This is a genomic window from Ruegeria sp. D4, assembly GCF_056534475.1.
In genome coordinates, this window is record NZ_JBQFPJ010000016.1 from 39,870 (window position 1) to 64,750 (window position 24,881).

Genomic DNA, 24,881 nt, shown 5'->3' on the forward strand with positions numbered 1-24,881 from the left:
CGGCGCCGAGATCGTGCGCAGCGCAATGTTAGGGCTTGTCGGAACACGTCCGCGTGGCAAGGCAATGGTGGCGAACTGATGCGGCTGGCTGGAAAAAGAGCACTTGTGACCGGTGGCCGCCAAGGCATTGGGCGCGGGATTGTCGAGGCCTTTCTGCGCGAGGATGCGACGGTTTCGACCTGCGGGCGTGGCCCGAGGCCCGAAGGGCTGCCAGACAGTGTCACTTGGTACCCGCTGGATGTCACGGACGCCGCTGCCGTAGAGGAACTGGCCAGCGCGACGGACGGGATGGATATTCTGGTCAACAATGCCGGTGTTCAGGTCGAAAGAACGGTGGCTGACAGCACCGACGCTGACTGGGATACCGTGATCGGGACCAATTGCCGGGGCGTGTTCAATATGTGTCGCGCATATATCCCCCGAATGCCCCAAGGCGGGTCGATCATCAACATCGGCTCGATCTCGGGGCAGGTCGCGGATCCTTCGATGGCGCTTTACAATGCGTCCAAGGCCTTTGTGCATGGACTGACCCGGTCGATTGCCGTGGATCATGGTCCCCGTATACGCTGTAACGCAATCTGCCCGGGCTGGATCGAAACGGGCATGTTGGATTCAGGTTTCGACCTTGCATCAAACCCCGAGGCCGCGCGGCAGGATGCGCTTGCCCGACATGCGATGCGCCGTTTCGGCAAGCCCGAAGACATCGCCAGCATGGCGGTCTGGCTTGCCTCGGACGAAGCGAGTTTCGCCACAGGCCAGTTGTTTACTGTGGATGGCGGCATGACCGCCGCATCCCCTCTCAATCCGGGATTGTTCTGATGGAGTTCAAACACACGGCCTGCCTTGGCGGCGGGGTGATCGGCGCCAGTTGGGCGGCCTTGTTTCTGGCATCCGGCCGTTCGGTCGCGATGTTCGACCCGGCCTCCGATGTTGAGCGTAAGGTGCGCGACTACATCGAAACGGCGTGGCCCACGATGACCGAGCTTGGGTTGACCAAAGATGGCACGCCCGACGCGATCACCTTCCATACAAACGCGGCCAGCGCGGTCGAAGGCGCCGGATTCGTGCAGGAAAACGTGCCTGAGCGGCTGCCGGTCAAGCATGAAACCTTTTCCGTGATCGAGCCCGCCCTGGCCCCCGGTGCAATTGTCGCCAGTTCGGCGTCCGGCCTGACTCTGGGCCAGATGCAGCCCGGCTGGAAGGATCCCTCGCGTTTTGTGCTGGGCCATCCGTTCAATCCGCCGCACCTGATCCCCTTGGTCGAGGTGTTGGGAAACGACAAAACGGCCCCCGGGGTGGTCGAGACGGCGCAGGGATTCTACGAAAGCGTTGGAAAAACAACGATCCGTTTGCGCAAGGAAGTGCCCGGTCACGTGGCCAACCGTCTGCAGGCGGCCATTTGGCGCGAGGCCGTCAGTCTGGTTGTCTCGGGTGTGGCTTCTGTCGAGGATGTCGACAAGGCCGTCTGGGCCGGTCCCGGGCTCAGGTGGGCGGCCATGGGGCCGACCATGCTGTTCAACCTTGGGGCGGGTGAAGGTGGGCTGAAGGCATTTTGCGATCACTTCGCCGATACGTTCAACGGCTGGTGGGACGATCTGGGTCAGATCCATCTGTCCGATCAGGTCGCTCAACAATTGACCGAGGGCGTTCAGGCCGAAGCAAGGGGCATGACACCGGGCGAGTTGTCGCAAAAACGCGATGCGTTGATTGTAGCCATGCAAAAGTCAATTGCGGGGATGCGTTGAGGAAACGGGTCGTTTCGCGCCGATGTCATGTGACCGCCGAACCGGTGAAGGTGCGGGGCCGTGTCGAGTCAAATCCAACGGTTTTACAACTGGCCAGCAGAAAGCGCAGAAGTCACAGGAAACCTCATAACAAACCTTCGTTAAACAATTAATTGCGCTGGCCTGTTGGTAGATTGCACCATCATACCCGCGCGTATATCTGGACGATCTGTCTGTTGGCACCCGAAACTGTTTCCGAAACCAAACGTCATTCCGCGTGCCATTAATTTTCGAAAAAATCAAATTTGAGTGCCAGGACTCGACTCAGAACCAACGGCAAGTCCTGCCCACGAAATGGCAGTGCGACCAGCTTTTCACGGAACGCTGGCCAGCGACGTTTAACGGTTTTTGAGCGCAGAGCGCAGAGCGTCACCCAGTGCGCCGTTCTGCGCGTTTCCGCCTGAGCCCGGTCGCTGCGTGTTGCGGTGTTTTGGTTGACCGCTGGCCTTTCCCGCGCCGCGCGAGGTTTGGTCCTGACGCGCAGAGGCGCCTCCGTCCTTGCGCATGGTCAGACCGATCCTTTTGCGGGGTACGTCGACCTCCACCACACGAACCCTGACGACCTGACCGGTCTTGACGATCTCGTGCGGGTCTTTGACAAACCGGTCGGCCAGCTGGCTGACATGCACCAGCCCATCCTGATGAACGCCGATATCAACGAATGCCCCAAAGGCCGCAACGTTGGTGACGGTCCCTTCCAGCATCATGCCGGGTTTGAGATCAGTGATGTCTTCCACCCCGTCGGTGAATGAGGCGGTCACAAAGCTTGGGCGCGGGTCGCGTCCGGGCTTTTCCAGCTCGGAAAAAATGTCCCGTACCGTCGGCAGGCCAAAGCGGTCGTCGACGAACTGCTCGGCCCGCAGACCTTTCAGGGCGCCGTCATGTCCCATGATTTGCCGAATGTCACGTCCACATGCCGCCACGACGCGGCGCGCGACGTCATAGGCCTCGGGGTGGACCGAGGACGCGTCCAGCGGGTCGGCCCCGTTGCGGATACGCAGGAAGCCCGCACATTGTTCGAAGGCCCGCGGACCAAGGCGGGCGACATCCAGCAGCTCTTTGCGGGATTGAAACGCGCCATGCAGGTCGCGATGCATCACAATCGCTTCGGCCAGCCCAGGCCCCAGACCGGAAACATGCGACAGCAACGGGGCCGAGGCCGTGTTCAGGTCGACGCCCACGGCGTTCACCACATCCTCGATCACGGAATCAAGCGATTGGGAAAGGCGGTGCTGGTCGACGTCGTGCTGGTACTGCCCGACACCGATCGATTTCGGCTCGATCTTGACCAATTCGGCCAAGGGGTCCTGCAGTCGCCGGGCGATCGACACCGCGCCGCGTAGTGACACATCGAGGTCGGGAAACTCCCGCGCGGCCAGTTCCGATGCCGAATAGACCGAGGCACCGGCTTCCGAGACCACAACCTTTGTCGGGGCCTTCACCGTCTTAGGCAAAAGGTTCAGCGTGTCAGCTACCAATCGCTCGGTCTCGCGGCTGGCGGTGCCGTTGCCGATCGCAATCAGTTCGATCTTGTAGGCTGAGATCAGGTTCAGGATTGCAGCCTGCGCCCCGCGCAGATCGTTTTTGGGCTGGAACGGATACAAGGTATCCGTGGCTACCACTTTCCCGGTTGCATCCACCACAGCCGCCTTAACGCCGGTACGAATTCCGGGGTCCAGGCCCAGCGTTGCGCGTGCGCCGGCAGGCGCCGCGAACAGAAGGTCCTTGAGGTTGCGGGAGAACACCTGAATGGCCTCTTCCTGCGCCCTGCCGCGCAGGTCCGCCATCAGTTCGACCATCATCGACAGTGACAGTTTCACCCGCCAGGTCCAGCCCGCCACTTTGCGAAGCCATTTATCTGCCGGCCCATCGCTGCGTGTCTGCAGATGTGCGGCCACAATCGCTTCGGCCCGTGTTGCGCCGGTTTCGGGTTCGGGCGCGATGTCCAGCGTCACGATCCCCTCTTTCGAGGCGCGTAGCATTGCCAGCGCGCGATGCGAGGGCACTTTGGACCACAGCTCGGAATGGTCGAAGTAATCGCTGAATTTCGCGCCTTCCTGCTGCTTGCCTTCAATCACCTTTGCGCTCAGCACTGCCTCGCGTTGCATGAAGCTGCGCAGTTCACCCAGCAGCGAAGCATTTTCGGTCAGGCGTTCAGTGATGATGTCGCGGGCACCGTTCAGCGCGTCCCTGGTTGTAGGTACCGCATCGTTCACAAAACCTTGGGCCAGGGCTTCAGGGTCGGCAGAACGGTCGGCCAGAATGGCATCGGCCAGCGGCTCCAGCCCGTTTTCGCGGGCGATCATCGCCTTGGTCCGACGTTTGGGTTTGTACGGCAGATAGATGTCTTCCAGCTGCGCTTTGGTGTCGGCTTGCGCGATGGATTTGGCCAGGTCTTCGGTCAGCTTTCCCTGATCCTTGATTGAGTTCAGGATGCTGTCGCGGCGGGTATCCAGTTCGCGCAGATAGGTCAGGCGGTCCGACAGAACCCGCAACTGCGTATCATCCAGCCCGCCTGTCGCCTCTTTCCGGTAACGGGCGACAAAAGGCACGGTGGCCCCTTCGTCCAACAGCTTGACCGCTGCGCCCACCTGTTCGGGACGCGCGTTGATCTCGGTAGCGATAGTGCGGGCGATGCGGTCCAATGAGGCCTCCTGAACTACGGTTGGAAGGACTTCTTATCCAGCGCCGCCCAAGAGGGGAAGAGGTGAAAACGACCCGCCTCTACAGTTACAACAAAGCCTGCAAATCGTCGTACAGGTTTTTGGAGATTTCGACATACCCGCGTGCAGTATTGCAGGCGCGGGCCGCAAATCGCCGCTGCGACGGCAACCGCGCGCCCTGATCCAGAATGTCGGCAAAAAGCCGTTCGGCCCTTGCGTCGTTCTCCTGCGTTTTGCCGCCGCTGAACTGATCGGGGTCAAATGCCAGAATGATCTCGCCGTGATAGGGCGCACCGCCCGCGCCCTCGGCAAACGCCATGCTTTCCAGACTGGTCAGGTCGTCGATCAGGGGGCCGGCCAGCAACTCGATCATGATCGACAAGGCTGACCCCTTGTAGCTGCCGAAGGTCAGCATGGCACCGTCCATGGCCGCCTGAGGATCGGTGGTCGGGTTGCCGTGTTTGTCGATGGCAACGCCCTCGGGCAGCAGTTTTCCTGCCCTTCTATAGAGTTCGATTTCACCGCGGGCAAAGGCGCTTGTGGCGAAATCGAAGGTGAACGGATCTTTTCCTGACCGGGGCCAGCTGAAGGCGAGCGGGTTGGTGCCCAGACTGCCGCGTGTTCCGCCTGCAGGGGCCACCCAAGAATGGCTGGGAACCATTGCCATCGCGGCAAGCCCGGCCGATGACAGGCGTTCTACTTCGGGCCAGAGCGCAGAGAAGTGAAAGCATCGATTGATCGCCATCGCGGCGATGCCGTGGGTGCGGGCCTTTTCAATCAGAACCGGCAAGGCCTGCTGAAACGCCAGCAGCGACATGCCGCCCTGGGCATCCACGCGAACGATCGCGTTTTCCGATGGGGCCAAAACCGGCGCGGCATGGCCATCGATCTTGCCCGCCTGCATCGTCTCGGTACACATGAACAGGCGAAACAGCCCGTGCGACTGGCAATCATCGATCTGGCAAGTGGTCAGCATGTCTGCGATGGCCGCTGCGTGGGCCGATCCAAACCCGGATTTTATGAGTACGTTCAGGCTTAGCTGCCGGATTTCGTCCAGATTTAGTTTGACCATATCGCTCATGCCTGTCCCTTGCGCCGGTAGTTCAGCACAAGGGATAGCGTGGCAACCCAGCGATTGAAAAGCGGGATTTCTGTTTAGCCCTGCGATTCAGATTGCAGATAGGCGATGAGATTGGTGATGTCGGTCCGGTTCTTCAGTCCGGGAAACTGCATCCGGTTGCCGGGAACGGTGTTTTTCGGATCGGACAGAAACGCGCTGAGCGCGTCTGCCGTCCAGACAATTTCAGAGGTCTGCAAGGGGTCGGAGTATTTGAAACCGTCGCTCTGACCCGCTGTTGCGCCGATGATCCCGTGCAGAGAGGGGCCGACACCGTGGCGGCCCTCTTGCAACTGGTGACAGGCCTTGCATTTGCGATAGACCTTTTTGCCAGCCTTAATGTCGCCCTCGACGGCGGCGAGGGCGATCGGGGCCGAGGGTTCTGTCTCGGCCTTTTTGTCGTCCTTGGTGAAGATCAGTCGCGCGGTGATCGGCACGGTTCGGGTAATGCCCGGCAGGTCCGCCAGTTCCATCAGCGTATCGATCCCGGCGTTGACGCCTGCATCTTCCGTGCTGAGGAACACCATATCGTTGGTTGAGACCATGACCGATGTTTCGGACAGGCGCGCCACGAACATTTCGGCATCGAACGCGGCGTCAGTGCCCGCCAGCGACAAGACAGCTTCGGCATCGACGATTGTGGTTTTGCCAATACCAAGCCCGGAAACCTCATCCATATCGAGCTGGGCGGTCAGCGTTGCGCTTCCGGCTTTGCGAAACACGTATCCGATCATCCGTTCATTTCGAATGTCGATATTCGTTTCGACTGAAGACAGGTCGATCTTTATGTCCGCCTTGCCGTCCGGGCTGACGTGACCGCTGAGACGGGTAAAGCTGTTGACCTCGCCCACCGTGTCTTTCTTGATCGAGCCATATGCCAGGTGCGAGCCTTCCGGGGCCAGTGTCCAGCTGTCTGCCAGCGCCGGGCCTGCAACAATTGCCGACGCAATCGTGACTGCTGTAAGCAGAAGTTTCATTTCTTTCCTCCTGAGTCTGTGTCAATCCTGACCCCGCGGGCCCGGTCCGTGAAAAACAAACCCACACAGGTCGCAAATTATTCGATGAGTGGTGAGATCAGTTCTGAACAGGCCGTGCGCGGCGCGATCCAGTCATACTCAAAACGTGTCTGGCGGTTTGGGCTGGCATTGTCGGGCGCGTCGGACGTTGCAGACGATCTTTTGCAGTCCACGTGCCTGCGTGCGCTGGAGCGTCACCATCAGGTGACATCGCATGATCGGCTGGACAGCTGGCTGATGACGATCTGTCGCTCGATCTGGCTGAACGAGGTGCGCGCGCGATCGGTTCGCAAAGCCCAGGCACTGTCGGTCACGCCCGAGGCGGATTTAATTGCACCCGGAAACGATTCTGAGACGAATATTTTCGCCACTGAAGTGTTTACACAGGTGATGCAACTGCCAGAAGCGCAGCGCGAGACGGTAATGCTTGTGTTTGTCGAAGGCTATAGCTACCGCGAGGCTGCCGCGTTGTTGGAGGTGCCGATAGGGACAATCATGAGCCGGCTTTCCAACGCCCGGCAGAAACTGAAAAACGTGATGCAGCAAGACGCAGCGGATGTCGTTCGACGGAGTGGCAAATGAAGTTTTCCGACGAGACGCTAGTGGCGTATCTGGAAGGCACCCTGGACGCGGGTGAGGCCCGCGCGATCGAAGATGCAGTTGCGGATGATCCGACATTGGAACAACGTCTGATGGCGCTGGACCCGTTTGCACCGGTGGTGAAGCAGGTGTTCGAGGCGATGCCTGCCCAAACGCCGCACGTCGATTTGCCGGATACCTACGTATCAACACCTGCAAGGTCGGTCGCTGGCTCATGGCGTCTGCTTGCCATTGCGGCTTCGGTTGCCGTCATTGCGGTGTCGGCGACGTTCTGGGCAACGCGCCCGGCCGAGATGGGCTGGGCGGAACAGGCCGCGATCTATCAGTCGCTATACGTGCCGGATACGATTGCAACGCTGGACAACTCTCCTGCCGCGCTGGATGTGCAATTCGCACAGGCCGAGGAACAGCTTGGACGGTCCCTGAACCGTAATGCGCTCGAGGCGCTGCCGGGCCTTGATTTGAAGCGGGCGCAGGTCCTGTCGTTCAAGGGCAAACCTCTGATTCAGATTGTATTCGCGGATGCGCAGGGGCAGCCTTTGGCCTTTTGTGTCATACGGCAGGGACCGGCGGCCCCGAATAAGGACGTAAAACAGGCGGTTCTCAGCGGGTTGGCCACGGCCACATGGGCGCAGGGTGGCTATGGTTACATGCTGCTGGGCAGCGACGCGCAAACTGACCTTGGTGGGCAGTTGGACACGTTGACTGCGCTGTTTGCTGGCTGAGCCGCGAAATAGCCTTGTGAACCCGCGAATTTGCCCGAAGAATAGCGGGCATGAAGCCCCGAACCGTCCTGCCTGACCCGGATGATGAGGCCGACCCGCTCGGCCCGCAAAGTATCTATGACGCGGACCCGTCCGAGGACGAAGACCTTTGGTTCCTGCCTCCGGACGAAGATGAAACGCTTCCGGACTATCTGACGCCCGGAACGCGGGCGCAGGAACGCCTGTTGTTTGACCCTCGCGACTGGTATGCAGGGCAGTCGGAGTTGTCCAGTGAACTGGCCGATGTCGCGGTCACTTTCGGCGCGTTGGACGAGCGTCTGCGGGCAGGGCCCAAAGGATGGGGCCATCGTCTGGCCTTGATGGAAGTGTCTGACCTGGGTTGGTGGACAGGGGACCGGATCAGCGCCGATCGTCTGGCGCTGTGGACCGGTTTGCGGCTGGGCTCGACCGGCGATGACATTCAGGCCCTGTTTCGCGCGGGCTGGGCCGTGCGCCGCCTGACGACAGGTGCCGACCCGTCAGAAGGCGGGTGGGAGTCTGGATTGACCGCGTTTCTGGACCGAATGGGTCAGGGGGTCGAAGAAGTACCCGAAGCAGTGGCCGATCTGGCTGACGTCATGCGCAACACGGACAGTTTGCACCCGATAACGCAGGCAGCAGTTGGGTTTCACGCATGGCGCAGTCTGGCGCAGGGCATCGGACAGGACACCGAGGCGGCAATCATAGCCGCGCGCCTTGCCGCGAAGATGGGGCGGGGCGGGGCACTGTTTCTTCCACTTGCGTTGTCCGGCCCGGGCGCGTTGCGCGGGACTGGCGAGCCGAGAGAAAAACTGGAGGCATGGCTGAGCGGAGCAGGGCAGGCGGTTCTGGCCGCACTGCTGCATCTGGATCGTGTGAGCGCGTGGGAACAGCGCGCCCGTGACGCCACGCAGGATCTGAGCGGCCGGACGCCTCCGCTATTGCTTGACGCGTTGACGGCCTGGCCCATGATATCGGCACCTTTGGCGGAGGAACTGACCCAAGCCTCGCGTGCGGCGGTTCAGAGAAACCTCGACCGTTTCACACGTCGCGGCTTGATCCGGGAGGTCACGGGGCAGGGACGTTACCGCGTCTGGACGGCTGCACTATAGTCCAGCAGCCAATCGCGAAACACACGAGCCGGAGGACGCAGCGCGGTGCGCGATGGATAGATCAAATGATAGGCTTCCTGTCCCGGAACACTGATACCGGGCAGGCAGGGGACAAGTCCCGACAGTTGCATTATCCTGTCCGATGCGGGCGCGCGGGCCAGCGCAATGCCGCCGCCACTGGCCGACAACTCGGCCGCCATCAGGGAATTGTCGGCGAAGAAATAGCGGGCTTGACCGGCGGGCAGGCGCACGGCCTCGAACAGGTGCGGCCAGCTTGCGCGGTGTGTTGAGACCTCGATCAAGGTGAACTTGAACAGGTCCTGGGGCGATTTGATCTGCGCGGCTTTCTCTGGCGGAGCGATCGGGAAAAGGCGCTCTTTCAGCAACTCGTCCCATTCGGTGTTCAAGAGGGCCGGATTGCCGAACACGATTTGCAGATCAGAAAACTGGTTTGCGAAATCCGAGATCATGTTGCCTGTGGACAGTGACAAGTTGATGCGAGGCTGTTCCGCCTGAAAGGCGGGCAGACCACCGGCAAGAACCCCATGTGCAAACAGCAGAACGGATTGAACATAAAGCCGTTGTTCCCGTGTTTCCCCGAACAGCCCCGTCGTTGCCGTTTCCAACATCAGCAGCGATTGCTGAACCGATGGCAGATAGGCGCGGCCTGCCTCGGTCAATGTCACTGCGTGGGCGTGGCGGTGAAACAGTGGTGTACCAAGGCGGGTTTCCAGCGCCTTGACCTGCTGGCTGACGGCGGCGGCGGACATGTTCAGCTGTGCGGCCGCGCGGGAAAAGCTTTCGGTACGTGCTGCTGCTTCGAAAACGCGCAGCCAGTTCAGCGAAGGAATTCGGGTTGCCATGAAATCAGGCTAAGCAAAACTTAGGCTGACCGGCAAGACAATAAGTTCTGAGCTTTCCCTCACAGATCCTAAGGTGGCGATCAGCAAATTGAACAGACGAGCCACATCATGTCGGATTCACCCCCCCAGCCGCGTCCAAAGCGCAAGATCTGGAACTATACCCCGCAATTGCCAATTCAGACCTCGCCCTATTGGGACTGGCCGATGAAGCCACTGGCCACCTTGCGATACCTGCTGCAAAGCTGGAATCCCTTGGCGTTGCGCGCGTTGCTTTTGGTCTTCGCGATCATCACTTGGACCTATCTGACTCCGTCTCTGGCCCGGGTCGAAACGCTGAGCTGGGATTGGGTGGCCGAGATCTGGTTTCGCAATTTCTGCATCCTTATGGTGCTTGCAGGCGGCTTGCATTTGGCCTTGTGGAAATTCCGCACCCAGCAGGATGAATACCGCTATGATATGCGCCCGATGATGAAAGGCGCCAAGGTCTTTACCTTCAAAAACCAGGTCTGGGACAACATGTTCTGGACCCTGGGTCCGGCGCTGACATTCTGGACTTTCTGGGAATGCTTCATTCTGTATGCCTACGCCAATGGCTGGGTGACGATGATTACCTTTGATGGAAACCCGATCTGGTTCATTGCCATGGTTGTGTTCATTCCGATCTGGGCAGGTTTCCATTTCTACTGGCTGCACCGGCTGCTGCATGTCGGCCCGCTTTATACCAAGGTGCACGCCTGGCATCACCGCAACATCAATACCGGTCCATGGTCAGGTCTGGCGATGCATCCGGTCGAAAGCTTCTTTCTGATGTTCGACACGATGATTTTCTTCCTGCTGCCGTCTCACCCGATCCACGCCATCTTTCTGCTGTTTCACCACGGGATTGGCGCGCCGACCTCTCATGCCGGGTTCGAGCACGTGAAGTTCGGCAGCAAGGGTAAATTCCTGGTCGGAGACTTCTTTCATCAGCTGCACCATAGGTTCTTTGACTGCAATTACGGCACCTGGGAAACGCCGTGGGATGAGTGGTTCAATACTTTCCATGATGGAACCGACGAGGGCAACGAGATGGTCAAGGAACGCCGCCGTAGGATCTGGGCAGTCGAGTAAGCCAACCGAAAAGGGGCATTGCCGGGTCTTATTGGGCCCGGCAACTGCGATCTGAAAACAGGGAAGATCATGAAAAACATCTATACTTTCGGCCGCCGCCCGGCCCGGCGAAACTATACCGTCAAGGATCTGCTGGACCTGAAGAAAACCGGCCGGCGCCTGACTATGTGCAACCCGGCGAACGAGGCCGAAATACAGGCCTGTGTCGATGCGGGGATCGACCTACTGACGCTGTGGGATGTGCACCTGGACATGGCGCGTGAGATTGCACCGAACCATTTTGCAGGTACTGCCATGAACTGGGGCCAGTTCGCCACCAATGACGAGATCATGCGCCATGCCATCGAGTGTATGGAAAAGGGCGCGGACATGTATTTCACCAACCGCTCGTACGACGTGGTGGAAATGCTGGCGCGTGAAAGCATTCCGGTTCAGGTTCATATGGGGCTGGTTCCGTCGCTCAGCCATTGGGCCGGGGGATTGCGAGCCTTTGGCCGTACCGCCGATGAGGCGATGCAGATCTACAAGACCTTCAAGCGCTATGAGGACGCAGGCGCGATGGCCTGCGAAATCGAATGTGTCGCCGAAGACACGTTGAACCTGCTGAACGACAAAACTTCGATCGTCACGGTTTCATTGGGGTCGGGCAATGCGGGTGACGTGATTTTCCTGTTCATGGCCGATATTTGCGGCGAAGCGGAAAATCCTCCGCGTCACGCCCATGCCTTTGGCAATCTGGGCCGTCTGCACAAGCAGATGTATCACGAGCGGGTCGCGGCGCTGAAGGAATTTCAATCCGAGGTGCAGGCCAAAGCCTTTCCATATCCGGCGCAGTCCATTGGGATGCACGAAGGTGAGATGGCAAAACTGCAGGAACAGTTGGATAAGGTCTGATGGATAAGTCGGGCGCGTTCAGCGCCCGACACCTACATAGGTATCAAAACCGGATTTCAACGCGGTGCTGCCGGAATAGACGTTGCGCAAATCGACCATCCTTGCGGTTTTCATGGTCCCGGCCAGTTCCGTCAGGTTCAGTGCGCGAAATTCGTTCCATTCCGTCAGGATAACCACCGCATCCGCATCCTTTGCCGCGGTATACGGATCGTCAGACCATTCGACGCCGGGCAACAGTGCTTCACCCTCGGATCGGCCCTGAGGATCAACAACGCGGACCTTTGCACCACCGCCGATCAGGGCAGGGACAATGGTCAGTGACGGAGCATCCCGCATGTCGTCGGTATTTGGTTTGAACGTCACGCCCAGAACGGCGATGGTCTTGCCGTTGAAACTGTCGTCACAGGCGTCCCGGATCTTGCCGATCATGCGTTTCTTGACCTCGTCGTTCACGCGAATGACGGTTTCGGTGATCTGCATCGGGTGCGCATGCTCCTGCCCGATCCGGGCCAGCGCAGCGGTGTCCTTGGGAAAACACGAACCGCCATAGCCGGGGCCTGCGTGCAGGAACTTGTTGCCGATCCGGCCATCCAGGCCAATGCCGCGCGCCACTTCCTTGACGTCGCCCCCCGCCTTTTCACACAGGCCCGCGATTTCGTTCATGAAGGTGATTTTGGTCGCAAGAAAGGCGTTCGCCGCGTATTTGATCATCTCGGCGCTTTCCAGATCGGTGGTCAGGATCGGGAAATCGCGCAAATAGAGCGGGCGGTAGATTTCGGCCATCACGTCTGCCGCGCGGTCGCTTTCGACGCCGACAACCACACGGTCGGGGCGCATGAAGTCGTCAATTGCGGCACCCTCGCGCAAAAACTCGGGGTTCGAGGCGACGTCGAAATCGGCTTGGGGATTTGCGGCAGAAACGACCTGATGCACCCGGCGATTGGTTCCGACCGGAACGGTCGATTTGGTGACAACAACGGTGTAGCCGGTTATGGCCTGTGCGATCTCTTCTGCGGCGGCCATCACATAAGTCAGGTCCGCGTGTCCGTCGCCCCGGCGGGTGGGTGTCCCGACAGCTATGAAAACGGCATCCGCGCCATCGACAGCTGCAGTCAAATCAGTGGTAAAGCTCAGCCGGCCGGCCGCCACGTTCTTGGCCATAAGCACATCAAGGCCCGGTTCATAAATCGGAACCTTTCCGGCCTGCAGCATCTCGATTTTTTCTCGGGCCTTGTCGACGCAGATTACGTCATGGCCAAAATCCGAGAAACAGACACCGGATACCAAACCGACATAGCCAGTTCCGATCATCGCAATACGCATTCGTTAAAATCCTTCTTACCAATTACCAAGTCTGGCGACCGCACATTCGAAGAATCTTCCGCCGGATTCAATGCCTGACTGTGACCTTGGCTTGCATTCCATGGTTTCTTGCTGTTTTTGAGACGCTAAACTGACACATTGATATTTGTGAGGCGCAGATATGACCAAAAAGGCATTGATTACCGGTATCACGGGCCAGGATGGGTCGTATCTGGCCGAGTTTCTGCTGGAAAAGGGCTACGAGGTTCACGGAATCAAACGGCGGGCATCGTCCTTCAACACGCAGCGCATCGATCACATTTATCAGGATCCGCATGTACCGAACCCGAAGCTGCATTTGCATTACGGGGACCTGAGCGACACCTCGAATTTGACCCGGATCATGCAGGAGGTGCAGCCTGACGAGGTCTACAACCTTGGTGCACAGTCTCATGTTGCCGTCAGTTTTGAAGCTCCGGAATACACCGCCGATGTGGATGCAATTGGCACCCTGCGCCTGCTTGAAGCGATCCGGTTCCTCGGGTTGGAGGACAAGACGCGGTTCTATCAGGCCTCGACGTCGGAATTGTATGGTCTGGTTCAGGAAACACCGCAGCGGGAAACGACGCCGTTCCACCCCAGATCGCCCTATGCGGTGGCCAAGCTGTATTCCTACTGGATCACTGTGAACTACCGCGAGGCTTATGGTCTGTATGCCTGCAACGGAATTCTGTTCAATCATGAAAGCCCACGCCGAGGCGAAACCTTCGTGACGCGCAAGATCACCCGCGGTCTGGCCAACATCGCGCAGGGGCTTGAAGATTGCCTTTATATGGGCAACATCGACAGTTTGCGCGACTGGGGACATGCCAAGGATTATGTCCGTATGCAGTGGATGATGTTGCAACAGGACAATCCCGAGGATTTCGTGATTGCAACCGGCAAGCAGTATTCTGTGCGTCAGTTCATCGAGTGGTCAGCGGCTGAACTCGGCATTTCGCTGAAGTTTTCGGGCGAAGGGGTGGATGAGGTTGCGACGGTCACCGCCATTGAAGGCGACGACGCGCCAGCATTGAAGCCCGGTGATGTCATCCTGCGGATCAACCCCCGTTATTTCCGCCCGGCCGAGGTGGAGACGCTGTTGGGTGATCCGTCAAAGGCAAAACAGAAGCTCGGGTGGGAGCCGGAGTTGACCGTGCAGGAAATGTGCGCCGAGATGGTTCTGGAAGACCTGAAAACAGCCAAACGCCATGCGCTGTTGAAAGAGCACGGGTTCGAGCTGCCGGTCAGCCTGGAAAACGGCTGAGGGGGACAACATGCGCAAGATCTACGTAGCAGGGCATCGCGGCATGGTCGGCGGTGCCATCCTGCGCCGGTTGCAGGATCGTCAGGCTGGGGGTGAAGCGATTGAGCTTGTGACCCGAACGTCAGCCGAGCTTAATCTGACGGACCAGACAGCTGTGCGGGAATTCATGCAGGTTGAACGACCCGATGTGGTCATTTTGGCGGCGGCCAAGGTTGGCGGCATTCACGCCAACAATACGTACCCCGCTGATTTCATTTATGAAAACCTGATGATTGAATGCAATGTGATTCATCAGGCCTTTTCGGCCGGGGTCACAAGCCTGCTGCAACTGGGCAGTTCCTGCATCTATCCACGCGCAGTTCCGCAGCCGATGCGGGAAGATGCATTGCTGACGGGCGTGTTAGAGCCGACAAACGAACCGTATGCGATTGCCAAGATCGCGGGGATCAAGCTGTGCGAAAGCTACAACCGTCAGCACGGTGTCGACTACCGCTCGGTCATGCCCACAAACCTTTATGGTCCGGGGGACAATTTCCACCCTGAAAACAGCCACGTTCTGCCTGCCCTGATCCGGCGATTTCACGAGGCAAAGCGCGACGGGCTGGAAGAGGTTGTGATCTGGGGAACCGGAAAACCGAGACGCGAGTTCCTGCATGTGGATGACATGGCCGAGGCGTCGCTGTTCGTCCTCGACCTGCCGCGCGACAAATATGAGGCAAACACGCAACCGATGCTGAGCCACATCAATGTTGGCACCGGCTCGGACATCTCGATTGCTGAACTGGCGGTGCTGGTGGCCGAAGTTGCCGGGTTTGAGGGGCGGATCACACAGGATGTGTCCAAACCTGATGGCACAATTCGCAAGCTGATGGACGTCATGCGATTGGCCGATATGGGCTGGCGCTCGCGCGTGTCGCTTGAGGATGGTTTGCGCGAGACTTATGCGTGGTTTCTTGAACAGAACGACGTAGATCTGCGTTCAAAGTGATTGCCCGGACTAAGGCCCGGGCAGCCTGATGTTCAGAACCAGCGACCGATTGCAATGGCCGTCGGCGCGTGCGTGGCTGCATCCGAGGATGCAGACAGTACCTTGTAGGTCACCTGCGTTTCTGAAGGCGAAGCGAAGCCCACAAACCGGGATGCCGCACCCGCTGAGCCACTGATGACTGGAGCCGACCCCGGGGCGAAGCTTACAGGGAAAGTCCAGGTGTCTGTATTGCTTGCAAACATCGTCCCTTCGGCGGTGGTACACGCAACGGCATTCAATGCGGCGGTGCAGATCTGCGTTCCATCGGCAAAACGAACATAGTCTCCGTTTGCTGGACTGCCGCGTTCGATGACCGCACCGGTTGGAACGCCGCCGGATTCGGATACAGACCCCAGCAAATTGCCTGGACCATATCCGTAATCCGCCCGCATCAGGCGGCCTGTAGTTGTGTCGTCGGCACTGGCCTGAACGGCGGCGCCGTCCGCGATACCGGTGGTCGGATCAAGGCGCAGCGCTTCGGTCCAGCTGCCCCCATCAGGAGAGACCTTGATGGAAAACCCTGTGTTTCCAGCCAACCCCATTTCCGCATGGCCGGTCCAGTTGGACTGGAACAAAAGCGATGCGGTATCACCGGAACCGGCCTTGTTGATCTTGACCTGATGTCCGCCGCCATCATGGCTGAACAGCGTGGCAGGGCCGCGCACTGAAAGGCGATTTGTGTCGTCATAGCTGGTGGCGATGCCGACACCGTTCAGATTCTGTGTCGCCACCGGCGGATCAATCCAGGCAGATCCGTCCCAAATCCTGATCTGGCCAGCGGTCTGATCCCAGGCGCGCCATCCGATGCCGGGGGAAAGGAAGTGCCAGGCGTTGTCCAGCCAGGCTGCAAGGTTACCTGCCTGACCCGCCCATTCATCGGTTGGCGCAGATCCCAGCGCATGAACCTCGCCCTGCTCCGGAACCGGGGGAGGCGTGGTCGCGTTGGTGGCCACCACGCTGAGCTGCACCACGAGATCCAGCCGGCGCAGGGCCTCGTTATGGGTGACGTGTTTCTGGGCCTGCGAAGGTTGAAGAAATGGCAGGTCCAATCGGGGTGAGGTCTGTGACACGGGCGTCCTCCTGTGGCTGTCGGTCCGACAATTGCATTGCGCGCCACCCTGCCGTGGCACACATGAATCCTGTCCGACCTGGCCGAACGCCCGCGAAACGATTTGCTAATTAACTGCTGGTTGCCTGACACAGGGCCAGGAACCGCGTGCGAGAATCGGTCGCCTAGTCGCGCGCGTAGATATCCTCGTAACGGATGATGTCATCCTCACCCAGATATGTTCCGGTCTGCACCTCGATCAGAACCATCGGCACCTTTCCGGGGTTTTCCATCCGGTGCGTGGCACCCAGCGGGATGTAGACCGACTGGTTCTCGGACACGAGGCGCACGTCGTCGTCAATCGTGACTTTTGCCGTGCCTTCCACAACGATCCAGTGCTCCGAGCGATGGTGGTGTGACTGAAGGCTCAGCGCGGCACCGGGATGGACATGGATACGCTTCACCTGAAACCGGTCCCCGATCACAAGGCTTTCGAACCAGCCCCACGGGCGATGATCCACCGGCAGAGATTCCGCCTGCTTCGCGCCTTTCGCTTTAAGTGCAGCGACGGCCAGTTTTACGTCCTGCGCCTTGTCCATGCTGGCCACAAGTACCGCATCGGGCATGGCAACCGTGATCACGTTTTCCAGCCCCATGGCCACAACTTCCTGCGTCGGGGATTCCGACCGGATCAGGACATTGCGGCAATCGATTGCAGTCACTTCTCCGGTTGTGGCGACGCCATCGGCGTCAGGATTGCTCAACTCCTGCACGGCGGACCAGCTTCCGACGTCAGACCAGCCAGCGGCATAGGGCACGACGCTCAGGTTAGTTGCTTTTTCCATGACCGCATAGTCGATCGAAATATCGTTGACCTCGCTCCAAGCGGTCGCATCGAGACGCAGAAATCCAAGGTCGGTCTGCGCATCGGTAACCGCTTTTTGCACCGGCGGGATCAGGTCCGGGGCGTGTTGTTCGAAACTTGCAATGATGTCTTTCACCGCAAACAGGAAAATACCCGAGTTCCAGAGATAGCTGCCATCGGCGACCATTGCCTGGGCGTTTTCGAGATCGGGCTTTTCAACAAACCGGTCCAGCGGAACTGCAGTGTCTGCGTTCGGGGCGTGGCTGAGTTTCAGATACCCATACCCCGTTTCCGGCCGGTCCGGAGTGATGCCGAAGGTCACCAGATCACCGCGTTCGTGGATGGCTTCGACACCTTTGGCAACAGCCGCGTGGAACGCGGCTTTGTCCGGGATCACGTGATCGGAAGGGGCGACAAGCATGATGGCGTCCGGGTTTTCAGCAGCCAGGTATAGCGCAGCCGCCAATACGGCTGGGGCAGTATTGCGGCCCTCGGGTTCGATCAGGACCGGGCCGGGATCGATGCCAATGCCGTTTAGCTGCTCGGGTACAACGAACCGAAACGCTTCATTGGTCAGGATCAGCGGTTTGGCATAAGGCGCGTCAGACGGTCCACACATCCGCGCGGCACAATCCTGCAACAGGCTGGTTTCGCCAAGCAGCGGCACAAATTGCTTGGGATAGCTCTTGCGGGATAAGGGCCACAGCCGGGTCCCGGAGCCACCGCAGAGAATGACGGGATGGACAGTTGTCATGACGTTTGCCTTTGGATTTCAGTTGCCCTGAAAGAGGGGTTCGGGTTGCGCAAAGGTCTATTGCGCCGCCTTTCCCGCAACAACGACATCATGGAGATACTGGCTCAGATCGTCGCGCAAATCTTTGCGTGCCAACGCAAAGGCCACTGTGGCTTGCAGGAACCCGGATTTGGAACCGCAATCGAATCTCTGACCGTTGAACTTGTATCCAAAAACAGGGACACCGTTCACAATGTCTTCGGCAATCGCGTCAGTCAGCTGGATCTCACCGCCGCTGCCCTTCTTTTTCTGATTGAGGTTATACAGGACCGACGGCCCCAGAATATAACGCCCGATCACCGCCAGGTTGGACGGGGCATCATCGGGGTCTGGCTTTTCGACCATGCCCTTGGTCCGGACAACCGTACCGATATTCTCGCCAACATCGAGAACACCGTAGGAACTGGTTTTGTCCTTGGGAATTTCCATAGCGGCAACCATGTTGCCACCGGTTTCTTCATAGGCCTCGACCATTTGCTGCAGGCAGGGTTTGTCCGCCGCGATCACATCGTCGGGCAGCATGACAGCAAAGGGCTCGTCCCCGATCAGACGCCGGGCGCACCAAACCGCGTGGCCAAGACCCAGTGCCTTGTGCTGGCGAATATAGGCGATGGCGCCGCTTTCCATGTTAGTTGCGCTCAGGGTTTCCAGCAGGTCGTCCTTGCCCTTGGCCTTGAGTTCCTGTTCGAGCACGAGATTGTGATCGAAATAATCCTCAAGCGCGGATTTCCCGCGCGAGGTGACAAAGATGAATTCGGTAATTCCCGCGGCACGTGCTTCGTCGATGGCGTATTGAACCAGCGGCCGGTCGACCAGGGTCATGATTTCTTTGGGAACGGATTTTGTTGCTGGCAAAAAACGTGTGCCCAACCCTGCAACCGGGAAAATTGCCTTGGTGACCTTACGTGCCATGATACCTCTCAAATTCAATACGAGCCCGGCAGGGTGTGGTGTGGCCGGTCTCTCCTCTTATGCTGCAACGCCTGAACAATCAACGTCGCCCGGGCCGCCGGGCTATAACTGGACAAAAGGTGCCACCTTGGTGGGGGAGAGTCAAAAACAACCCGTTAGAACATTTATGCCGAACTCTCCCCCGAGTCCCTGTATAGGCCCCGGGGGGAAGGTGTTCAGGACGTCGCCATGATGATCTCAAGCGGGTCATGTTCGGCCACATAGTGATCCGGCGCGATCTCGCTGAGTTGTGGAACATAGTCCGACTGTCCGGCCGACAGGCGACTGGGAAGGAAACGCAAAGCCGCCTTGGGATCCATGGGTGAGGGCAATTCTCCCGGTAATTTCAGACGTTGGCGTGTTCGCTCCACATCGGGGTCGGGTATCGGTACCGCCGAAATCAGCGACTTTGTGTATGGGTGAACCGGATCGGAACAAATCACTTCGCCATCGCCCAGTTCGACGATACGGCCAAGATACAGGACCATGATCCGGTTCGACACCGCGCGCACTACGGACAGATCATGGCTGATGAAGATCATCGACAGGCCAAATTCCTGTTGCAATTCTCGCAACAATTCCACGATCTGAGCTTGAATGGACACATCCAGAGCCGAAACCGCTTCATCACAGATGATCAGCTTTGGCTTGTTGATCATCGCCCGGGCGATTCCCACGCGCTGATTTTGTCCGCCAGACAATTCGTGCGGATAACGGTTGATCATGTTCGCCTTGAGGCCGACCCGCTCCATCATCTCGGCGACCAGTTCTTTGCGTTCCCGCTCTGTCAGGTCGGGGCGGTAGGTTTTCAGCGGCTCGGCAATCGAGGCCGAGATCGTCATGCGCGGATCCAGGCTGGCAAGCGGATCCTGGAACACGATCTGCAGGTCCTTGCGATACTTGTTAAGCTCAGCCCGTCTCAGTCCGACGATCGGATGCCCCAGCCAGCTGACATTGCCCGCGCTTGGCTCGATCAGTTGAAGTACGGCCCGTGCCAGCGTGGATTTTCCGCAACCCGACTCGCCAACAACGCCCAGCGTTTCACCCTTGCGGATATCGAAGCTGACACCGTCGACCGCTTTCAGTGGAACCTTGCACCCGAACAAACCGCCCTTGACGTGGATCGGGAAGTGAACCTTGACGTTATCGACCTTGAGCAGCGGCTCTTCGACCTTGGCCAGAGCTTTGGGGGCATCACCGGCGTCGATGCGCGGCATCGCCTCAAGCAATGTGCGGGTATATTCATGCTGCGGCGCGCGGAAAATCTCCCGGGTGTCACCGCCCTCGACGAATTGACCAAGCCGCATGACCTGAAGGCGGTCGCACATCCGCGCCACGACGCCCATGTCATGAGTGATAAGCGCGATCGCCGTACCCTCGTCCTTTTGCAGTCGAACCATCAGGTCCAGAATGTCGGCCTGCACCGTTACATCTAGGGCGGTCGTTGGTTCATCCGCGATCAGCAGCTTGGGATTGCACAGCATCGACATGGCGATCATGACACGCTGGCGCATCCCGCCGGACAACTCGTGCGGGTATTGATCCAACCGGCGCGCGGCTTCGGGGATGCGTACACGGTCCAGCCAGTCCAGACACCGGGCACGAGCAGCCGAACCTTGCAGGCCTTCGTGAACCTGCAGCACTTCGCGCATTTGCTGGCCAACCCGCAAATGCGGCGTCAAGGCCGTGAGTGGATCCTGAAAGATCATTCCCACATCGGCACCGCGGATCTGATTAAGCTTTTGCACCGGCAGGTTCAGGATTTCCCTGCCGTTCAGCATTGCCGACCCGCTCGCGTGGCCTGCAGATGGCAACAGCCCCATCGCGGCCATGAAGGTCTGGCTTTTGCCCGACCCACTTTCGCCAACAATGCCCAGGCACTCACCCGGATTTATGTCGAAGCTGATGCCGTTGACGGCCTCGACCACGCCATCTGGAGTGTCGAACCGGACGCTCAGGTCTTTTACGGAAAACAGGCTCATATCAACGATCCTTCGGGTCCAGAGCGTCACGCAGACCGTCACCGATGAAGAACATGGTGATGATGATTGCGACATAGAATGTCAGGGGGTACATCAACTGCCACAGCGTGCCATAGCTCATCGTGCCGGCCCCTTCGGCAATCAGACGGCCCAATGAGGTGTAAGGTTCCGAAATCCCGAGACCCAGGAACGAGATGAAGCTTTCGGTCAGGATCATCTCGGGCACCAGTAGCGAGGCATAGACGATCACCACGCCCAGCAGGTTGGGCAGGATGTGGCGGTACATGATGGTAAACTCGCTGACCCCGGCGGCGCGGGCGGCCTCGATAAACTCGCGGTTTTTAAGAGTCAGAGTTTGTCCCCGCACGATCCGCGCCATGGTCAGCCAGCCGACCGCCCCAAGGGCGATGAACAGCATGAAGAATGACCGCCCTGCCACGACAAGCAGCAGGATGATGACCAGCGTAGCCGGGATCGCCAGCAGGATGTCGACAAAGCGCATCATGACACTGTCGGTACGGCCGCCGATATAACCTGCAGCGATGCCGTAGCAGGTGCCCACGATCAGCGCCGTTGCCGCCCCGATCAGACCCACCAGCAGGGACGTCGTGGTTGCCTGAATGACACGGCTGTACAGATCGCGCCCCAGATCATCGACGCCGAAATAGTGTCCGGTCTCGATGGACGGCATTCCCATGCCGCGCACGTCACCCATGACGTTCCAGTCGATCTCTTCGTTGTTCCAGGCTGCGAAATAGGGTCCGATAATCGTGAACAGGACGATCATCCCCAGAATGAAGACACTGGCCATCGCGGCCTTGTTGCGGACAAAACGCATCCGCGCGTCCTGCCAGAGTGAGCGCCCCTGAATGACCGTGTAATCGGTGATTTCCTCGGCCAGATGGGCGGCTTTTTGAGATTTTCCAAGCATTGCCTGCCCCTCAGTAACGGATTTTCGGATCGAACCAGGCATAGGCCAGGTCGGTAAGCAGGTTCACGACAACGGTCAGCGCGCCGTACAGGATCGTAACCCCCAGCAGCACGGCATAGTCACGCGACAGGGCCGAGCCGACGTAGGCCTGACCCAGACCGCCGGTCGAAAAATAGATGTCGACAAAGACCGAGCCGGTCAGCACGTAAACGAAGACCGGTCCCAGATAGGACACGACCGGCAGCAGCGTGGGTTTCAGCGCATGGCGCCAGATCACGGTTCTGGTCGGCAGCCCCTTGGCGCGGGCGGTTCGGATGAAGTTCGAGTTCAGAACCTCCAGCATCGATGACCGGGTAATCCGCGCGATCGAGCCCATATAGGACGTCGCCAGCGCGATGACCGGCATGATCAGGTACTGCCACTGACCGCCATTCCAGCCGCCGCCCGGCAGCCAGCCCAGCCACAGGGTAAAGGTCAGGATAAGGATCGGGCCCATGATGAAGTTGGGCAGCGCTTGCGCCGCGATACCCAGACCAACCGCGAAATAATCGATCCAGCTATTGTGCTTGATCGCGGCGGCAATCCCAAGGCTCACACCGACTGCAGTCGCCACAAGAAACGACAGTGAACCATAGGTCAGCGAGATCGGGAAACCCTGCGCGATGATGTCGTTGACGTCCCGGTCCTTGAACTTGAAGGACGGGCCGAAGTCAAAATGCACGACGATGTTGTAAAGGTAGTCCCACAGCTGCTTCCACAGTGGCTGGTCCAACCCGTACCGCGCCTCGATATTGGCCAGAACCTGCGGCGGCAGCGGCCGTTCCGAGGTGAAGGGCCCGCCGGGCGCGAAGTGCATCAGAAAGAAACAGGCGACGATCAGCAACAGGATCGTCGGAATGGCGACGAGCAATCGCCGCAAACTATAGGCAAGCATTTCATGCCCCCATTTTTATTGGCCCTGCCCCGGATGTGACCGGGACAGGGCGCGGTTCAAAAACGATTATTCAGCGAGCTTGTAGAGGTTTCTTGAATACCAGTTCTGCTCGACATTGTTCACCGGCCAGTTCCCGACGTCGCTGTCCATCATGTAGACACCGGCGTAGTGGTAGATCGGGATCACAGGGGTTTCCTGCGCGATAATGCGCTCGACTTCCGTGTAAAGCGGTGCCGGATCGTTCGAGGTTTTGGCCTCGGCCAGCAACTCGTCGACGCGCGCGTTATTGTACTTGCCGTCGTTATAACCGGAATCGGATTGCAGCAGGTCAAGGAAAGTGGACGCTTCGTTATAGTCGCCACACCATGCGCCACGAGCCAGATCAAAGTTCTGGTTGCCGCGCTCTTCCAGGAAGACTTTCCACTCCATGTTGGCGAGTTCGACCTGAACACCCAGTTTCTGTTTCCACATCTGGCTCAGTGCCACTGCAACCTTTTTGTGGTCTTCCGAGGTGTTGTAGACCATCTCGAAGCTCAGCGGATTGTCGGGGCCAAATCCTGCTTCGGCCAGCAGTTCCTTGGCCAGCTCGTCCCGTTCTGGCTGGGTCATCGAAGCCATTTCTACAGCCGGGACTGTGAAGCCGGCAGTGGCCTCGGGCGCAAAGGTGTATGCCTGCGGCTGTCCGCCCGCCATGACCTTTTCAGTGATGATTGCGCGGTCGACGGCAAGAGACAAGGCTTGACGGATGTTGGGGTCCTTGAATGCCTCAGGGCCACCCTCGGACAGGTTGAACGTGTAATAGTAGTTGCACAGACGCGGGAAGCTGATGGCTTCTTCAGGGTGTTCCTCTTTCAGGCGCGGGTACTGACCGGCGGGAATTTCGGTGCGGTCAAGTTCACCAGCCAGATACCGGGTCAGGGCGACGTTTTCGTCGTTGATCACCAGTGACACAACCTTGTCGATGATGGTGTTGTCGTTGTCCCAGTACATTTCATTGCGTTCGCGAACCGAACGTTCCTGCGGCAAATGCTCGGTCAGTACATAGGCACCGTTCGATACGATGTTTCCGGGTTTGGTCCATGCATCGCCGAACTCTTCGATCACTTTCTGCGGGGCAGGGAAGGTGGTCGAATGTGTGGTCATCTGCGGGAAATATGGCAGTGGGGCGCTCAGGCGGACTTCCAGAGTCTTGTCGTCGATTGCCTTGACGCCCAGTTCATCCACGGGCTTTTCACCGGCAATAATTGCAGCGGCGTTCTCGATCGACATCAGTTCCATGAACCAGGCGTAGGGCGAGGACAGTTCAGGATCGACCGCGCGCTTCCAGGCATAAACGAAATCACCGGCCGTGACCGGATCGCCGTTCGACCACTTTGCATTGTCGCGCAGTGTGAAGGTGTAGACGTCCTTGGTGTCATTGACGGAATATTCCGTAGCCACACCAGGCACCAGGTTGCCGTCTTCGTCCTGGTTCATCAGACCTTCGAACAGGTCGCGAACGATTTCCGCGCCCGAGACATCTTCGACAACCTGCGGATCGACCGAACTGTGTTCGTCCAGAATGCGATAGGTAAAGGTCTGGTCGTCGGCCAGTGCCTCACCGGTTACAGGATGGGTTCCGGCGGCAGAGGCCGCGCCTGCGATAATGGTCGAGGACAACAGCCCCGCCAGCGACATCCGAATAGTCTTTTTCATGTTATGTACTCCCGTTTTTTGAAGCAAAGGCGCAAAACCCAAATAGGGTTGGCACGCGCCTGCCTTGGTTGTCCGACTCCGAACAAAACCGGGAGGGGTCCATATGTCTTGTTACTGATCGCAATGAACACCGCGTCGCAGTCTT

General features: G+C 58.8%; 21 protein-coding genes. 9 read left to right on the top strand and 12 right to left on the bottom strand.

What is annotated here, in order from left to right:
* Positions 1–78: 78 nt before the first annotated feature.
* Positions 79–819, top strand: a complete 741-nt coding sequence (locus tag ACR0MI_RS18385) for an SDR family oxidoreductase (protein WP_170611412.1) — start codon at positions 79–81, stop codon at positions 817–819.
* The gene (locus ACR0MI_RS18390; RefSeq protein ID WP_170611410.1) at positions 819–1,745 is read left to right on the top strand and encodes a 3-hydroxyacyl-CoA dehydrogenase NAD-binding domain-containing protein; all 927 of its coding nucleotides are present in this window, start codon (positions 819–821) and stop codon (positions 1,743–1,745) included. The genes ACR0MI_RS18385 and ACR0MI_RS18390 overlap by 1 nt, the downstream gene beginning before the upstream one ends.
* Positions 1,746–2,122: 377 nt before the next feature.
* Here ACR0MI_RS18390 and ACR0MI_RS18395 read toward each other — a convergent pair whose 3' ends face one another.
* From ACR0MI_RS18395 to ACR0MI_RS18405, 3 genes are all read right to left on the bottom strand, one after another.
* Positions 2,123–4,429 (bottom strand): Tex family protein, encoded by a 2,307-nt coding sequence (locus tag ACR0MI_RS18395; protein ID WP_170611408.1) that lies wholly within the window; start codon positions 4,427–4,429, stop codon positions 2,123–2,125.
* 85 nt (positions 4,430–4,514) lie between these two features.
* On the bottom strand, positions 4,515–5,528 hold the full coding sequence (locus ACR0MI_RS18400; RefSeq protein WP_170816885.1) for an Ldh family oxidoreductase: 1,014 nt from the start codon (positions 5,526–5,528) through the stop codon (positions 4,515–4,517).
* Positions 5,529–5,602: 74 nt separating this feature from the next.
* On the bottom strand, positions 5,603–6,541 hold the full coding sequence (locus tag ACR0MI_RS18405; RefSeq protein ID WP_170816886.1) for a c-type cytochrome: 939 nt from the start codon (positions 6,539–6,541) through the stop codon (positions 5,603–5,605).
* Positions 6,542–6,589: 48 nt separating this feature from the next.
* On the opposite strand from ACR0MI_RS18405, the gene ACR0MI_RS18410 reads away from it, so the two are divergent.
* Genes ACR0MI_RS18410 through ACR0MI_RS18420 form a run of 3 tightly spaced genes read left to right on the top strand, consistent with a single transcriptional unit; the run spans position 6,590 to position 9,035 of the window.
* Complete coding sequence (locus tag ACR0MI_RS18410) at positions 6,590–7,162, top strand: RNA polymerase sigma factor (protein ID WP_480441601.1); 573 nt, start codon at positions 6,590–6,592, stop codon at positions 7,160–7,162.
* On the top strand, positions 7,159–7,905 hold the full coding sequence (locus tag ACR0MI_RS18415) for a hypothetical protein (RefSeq protein ID WP_170611403.1): 747 nt from the start codon (positions 7,159–7,161) through the stop codon (positions 7,903–7,905). Before ACR0MI_RS18410 ends, ACR0MI_RS18415 begins: the two co-directional genes overlap by 4 nt.
* Before the next feature lie 50 nt (positions 7,906–7,955).
* A complete protein-coding gene (locus tag ACR0MI_RS18420) occupies positions 7,956–9,035 on the top strand; it encodes a hypothetical protein (RefSeq protein ID WP_170815953.1) in 1,080 nt (359 codons plus the stop codon).
* On the opposite strand, the gene ACR0MI_RS18425 is transcribed toward ACR0MI_RS18420, so the two are convergent.
* Positions 9,008–9,898, bottom strand: coding sequence for a LysR family transcriptional regulator (locus ACR0MI_RS18425; protein WP_480855132.1), 891 nt, complete (start codon positions 9,896–9,898; stop codon positions 9,008–9,010). The genes ACR0MI_RS18420 and ACR0MI_RS18425 overlap by 28 nt on opposite strands.
* A 108-nt stretch (positions 9,899–10,006) precedes the next feature.
* Here ACR0MI_RS18425 and ACR0MI_RS18430 point away from each other — a divergent pair, with 108 nt between their 5' ends.
* Together ACR0MI_RS18430 and ACR0MI_RS18435 are read left to right on the top strand one after the other, a co-directional pair.
* On the top strand, positions 10,007–11,008 hold the full coding sequence (locus tag ACR0MI_RS18430) for a sterol desaturase family protein (protein ID WP_170611397.1): 1,002 nt from the start codon (positions 10,007–10,009) through the stop codon (positions 11,006–11,008).
* Positions 11,009–11,077: 69 nt separating this feature from the next.
* The gene (locus ACR0MI_RS18435) at positions 11,078–11,902 is read left to right on the top strand and encodes a 3-methyl-2-oxobutanoate hydroxymethyltransferase (protein ID WP_170611395.1); all 825 of its coding nucleotides are present in this window, start codon (positions 11,078–11,080) and stop codon (positions 11,900–11,902) included.
* A gap of 18 nt (positions 11,903–11,920) precedes the next feature.
* On the opposite strand, the gene ACR0MI_RS18440 is transcribed toward ACR0MI_RS18435, so the two are convergent.
* Positions 11,921–13,225, bottom strand: a complete 1,305-nt coding sequence (locus ACR0MI_RS18440; protein ID WP_170619394.1) for a UDP-glucose dehydrogenase family protein — start codon at positions 13,223–13,225, stop codon at positions 11,921–11,923.
* A 160-nt stretch (positions 13,226–13,385) separates the two neighbouring features.
* Between ACR0MI_RS18440 and gmd the strand changes: the two genes are divergently transcribed.
* Together gmd and fcl are read left to right on the top strand one after the other, a co-directional pair.
* A complete protein-coding gene (gene gmd / locus ACR0MI_RS18445; RefSeq protein WP_170611391.1) occupies positions 13,386–14,510 on the top strand; it encodes a GDP-mannose 4,6-dehydratase in 1,125 nt (374 codons plus the stop codon).
* Positions 14,511–14,520: 10 nt separating this feature from the next.
* A complete protein-coding gene (fcl, locus tag ACR0MI_RS18450) occupies positions 14,521–15,498 on the top strand; it encodes a GDP-L-fucose synthase (RefSeq protein ID WP_170611389.1) in 978 nt (325 codons plus the stop codon).
* Positions 15,499–15,530: 32 nt separating this feature from the next.
* On the opposite strand, the gene ACR0MI_RS18455 is transcribed toward fcl, so the two are convergent.
* The 7 genes from ACR0MI_RS18455 to ACR0MI_RS18485 all read right to left on the bottom strand — a co-directional run bounded on the left by ACR0MI_RS18455 (position 15,531) and on the right by ACR0MI_RS18485 (position 24,736).
* Complete coding sequence (locus ACR0MI_RS18455) at positions 15,531–16,607, bottom strand: DUF2793 domain-containing protein (protein WP_480441597.1); 1,077 nt, start codon at positions 16,605–16,607, stop codon at positions 15,531–15,533.
* A gap of 163 nt (positions 16,608–16,770) precedes the next feature.
* Positions 16,771–18,204, bottom strand: coding sequence for a mannose-1-phosphate guanylyltransferase/mannose-6-phosphate isomerase (locus ACR0MI_RS18460; RefSeq protein ID WP_170619392.1), 1,434 nt, complete (start codon positions 18,202–18,204; stop codon positions 16,771–16,773).
* Between the two features lie 57 nt (positions 18,205–18,261).
* Positions 18,262–19,155: a UTP--glucose-1-phosphate uridylyltransferase GalU gene (gene galU, locus ACR0MI_RS18465; RefSeq protein ID WP_170611383.1), complete on the bottom strand. Its 894-nt coding sequence runs from the start codon at positions 19,153–19,155 to the stop codon at positions 18,262–18,264.
* Positions 19,156–19,370: 215 nt separating this feature from the next.
* A complete protein-coding gene (locus ACR0MI_RS18470; RefSeq protein ID WP_170816888.1) occupies positions 19,371–21,176 on the bottom strand; it encodes an ABC transporter ATP-binding protein in 1,806 nt (601 codons plus the stop codon).
* A gap of 1 nt (position 21,177) precedes the next feature.
* Entirely contained in the window at positions 21,178–22,107 is a 930-nt protein-coding gene (locus ACR0MI_RS18475) for an ABC transporter permease subunit (protein ID WP_170611380.1), read from the bottom strand.
* A gap of 10 nt (positions 22,108–22,117) precedes the next feature.
* Positions 22,118–23,041, bottom strand: coding sequence for an oligopeptide ABC transporter permease OppB (gene oppB, locus ACR0MI_RS18480; protein WP_039543927.1), 924 nt, complete (start codon positions 23,039–23,041; stop codon positions 22,118–22,120).
* A 66-nt stretch (positions 23,042–23,107) separates the two neighbouring features.
* Positions 23,108–24,736, bottom strand: a complete 1,629-nt coding sequence (locus tag ACR0MI_RS18485; RefSeq protein WP_170611378.1) for a peptide ABC transporter substrate-binding protein — start codon at positions 24,734–24,736, stop codon at positions 23,108–23,110.
* Positions 24,737–24,881: the final 145 nt, after the last annotated feature.

Excerpts from the sequence above, each read along its gene's own strand:
- ACR0MI_RS18405 (WP_170816886.1), bottom strand. The coding sequence starts at position 6,541 with ATGAAACTTCTGCTTACAGCAGTCACGATTGCGTCGGCAATTGTTGCA.
- ACR0MI_RS18435 (WP_170611395.1), top strand. The coding sequence starts at position 11,078 with ATGAAAAACATCTATACTTTCGGCCGCCGCCCGGCCCGGCGAAACTAT.
- gmd (WP_170611391.1), top strand. The coding sequence starts at position 13,386 with ATGACCAAAAAGGCATTGATTACCGGTATCACGGGCCAGGATGGGTCG.
- ACR0MI_RS18425 (WP_480855132.1), bottom strand. The coding sequence starts at position 9,898 with ATGGCAACCCGAATTCCTTCGCTGAACTGGCTGCGCGTTTTCGAAGCA.
- oppB (WP_039543927.1), bottom strand. The coding sequence starts at position 23,041 with ATGCTTGCCTATAGTTTGCGGCGATTGCTCGTCGCCATTCCGACGATC.
- ACR0MI_RS18390 (WP_170611410.1), top strand. The coding sequence starts at position 819 with ATGGAGTTCAAACACACGGCCTGCCTTGGCGGCGGGGTGATCGGCGCC.
- ACR0MI_RS18430 (WP_170611397.1), top strand. The coding sequence starts at position 10,007 with ATGTCGGATTCACCCCCCCAGCCGCGTCCAAAGCGCAAGATCTGGAAC.
- ACR0MI_RS18400 (WP_170816885.1), bottom strand. The coding sequence starts at position 5,528 with ATGAGCGATATGGTCAAACTAAATCTGGACGAAATCCGGCAGCTAAGC.
- ACR0MI_RS18420 (WP_170815953.1), top strand. The coding sequence starts at position 7,956 with ATGAAGCCCCGAACCGTCCTGCCTGACCCGGATGATGAGGCCGACCCG.
- ACR0MI_RS18440 (WP_170619394.1), bottom strand. The coding sequence starts at position 13,225 with ATGCGTATTGCGATGATCGGAACTGGCTATGTCGGTTTGGTATCCGGT.
- ACR0MI_RS18385 (WP_170611412.1), top strand. The coding sequence starts at position 79 with ATGCGGCTGGCTGGAAAAAGAGCACTTGTGACCGGTGGCCGCCAAGGC.
- ACR0MI_RS18470 (WP_170816888.1), bottom strand. The coding sequence starts at position 21,176 with ATGAGCCTGTTTTCCGTAAAAGACCTGAGCGTCCGGTTCGACACTCCA.
- ACR0MI_RS18415 (WP_170611403.1), top strand. The coding sequence starts at position 7,159 with ATGAAGTTTTCCGACGAGACGCTAGTGGCGTATCTGGAAGGCACCCTG.
- ACR0MI_RS18460 (WP_170619392.1), bottom strand. The coding sequence starts at position 18,204 with ATGACAACTGTCCATCCCGTCATTCTCTGCGGTGGCTCCGGGACCCGG.
- ACR0MI_RS18475 (WP_170611380.1), bottom strand. The coding sequence starts at position 22,107 with ATGCTTGGAAAATCTCAAAAAGCCGCCCATCTGGCCGAGGAAATCACC.
- galU (WP_170611383.1), bottom strand. The coding sequence starts at position 19,155 with ATGGCACGTAAGGTCACCAAGGCAATTTTCCCGGTTGCAGGGTTGGGC.
- ACR0MI_RS18485 (WP_170611378.1), bottom strand. The coding sequence starts at position 24,736 with ATGAAAAAGACTATTCGGATGTCGCTGGCGGGGCTGTTGTCCTCGACC.
- fcl (WP_170611389.1), top strand. The coding sequence starts at position 14,521 with ATGCGCAAGATCTACGTAGCAGGGCATCGCGGCATGGTCGGCGGTGCC.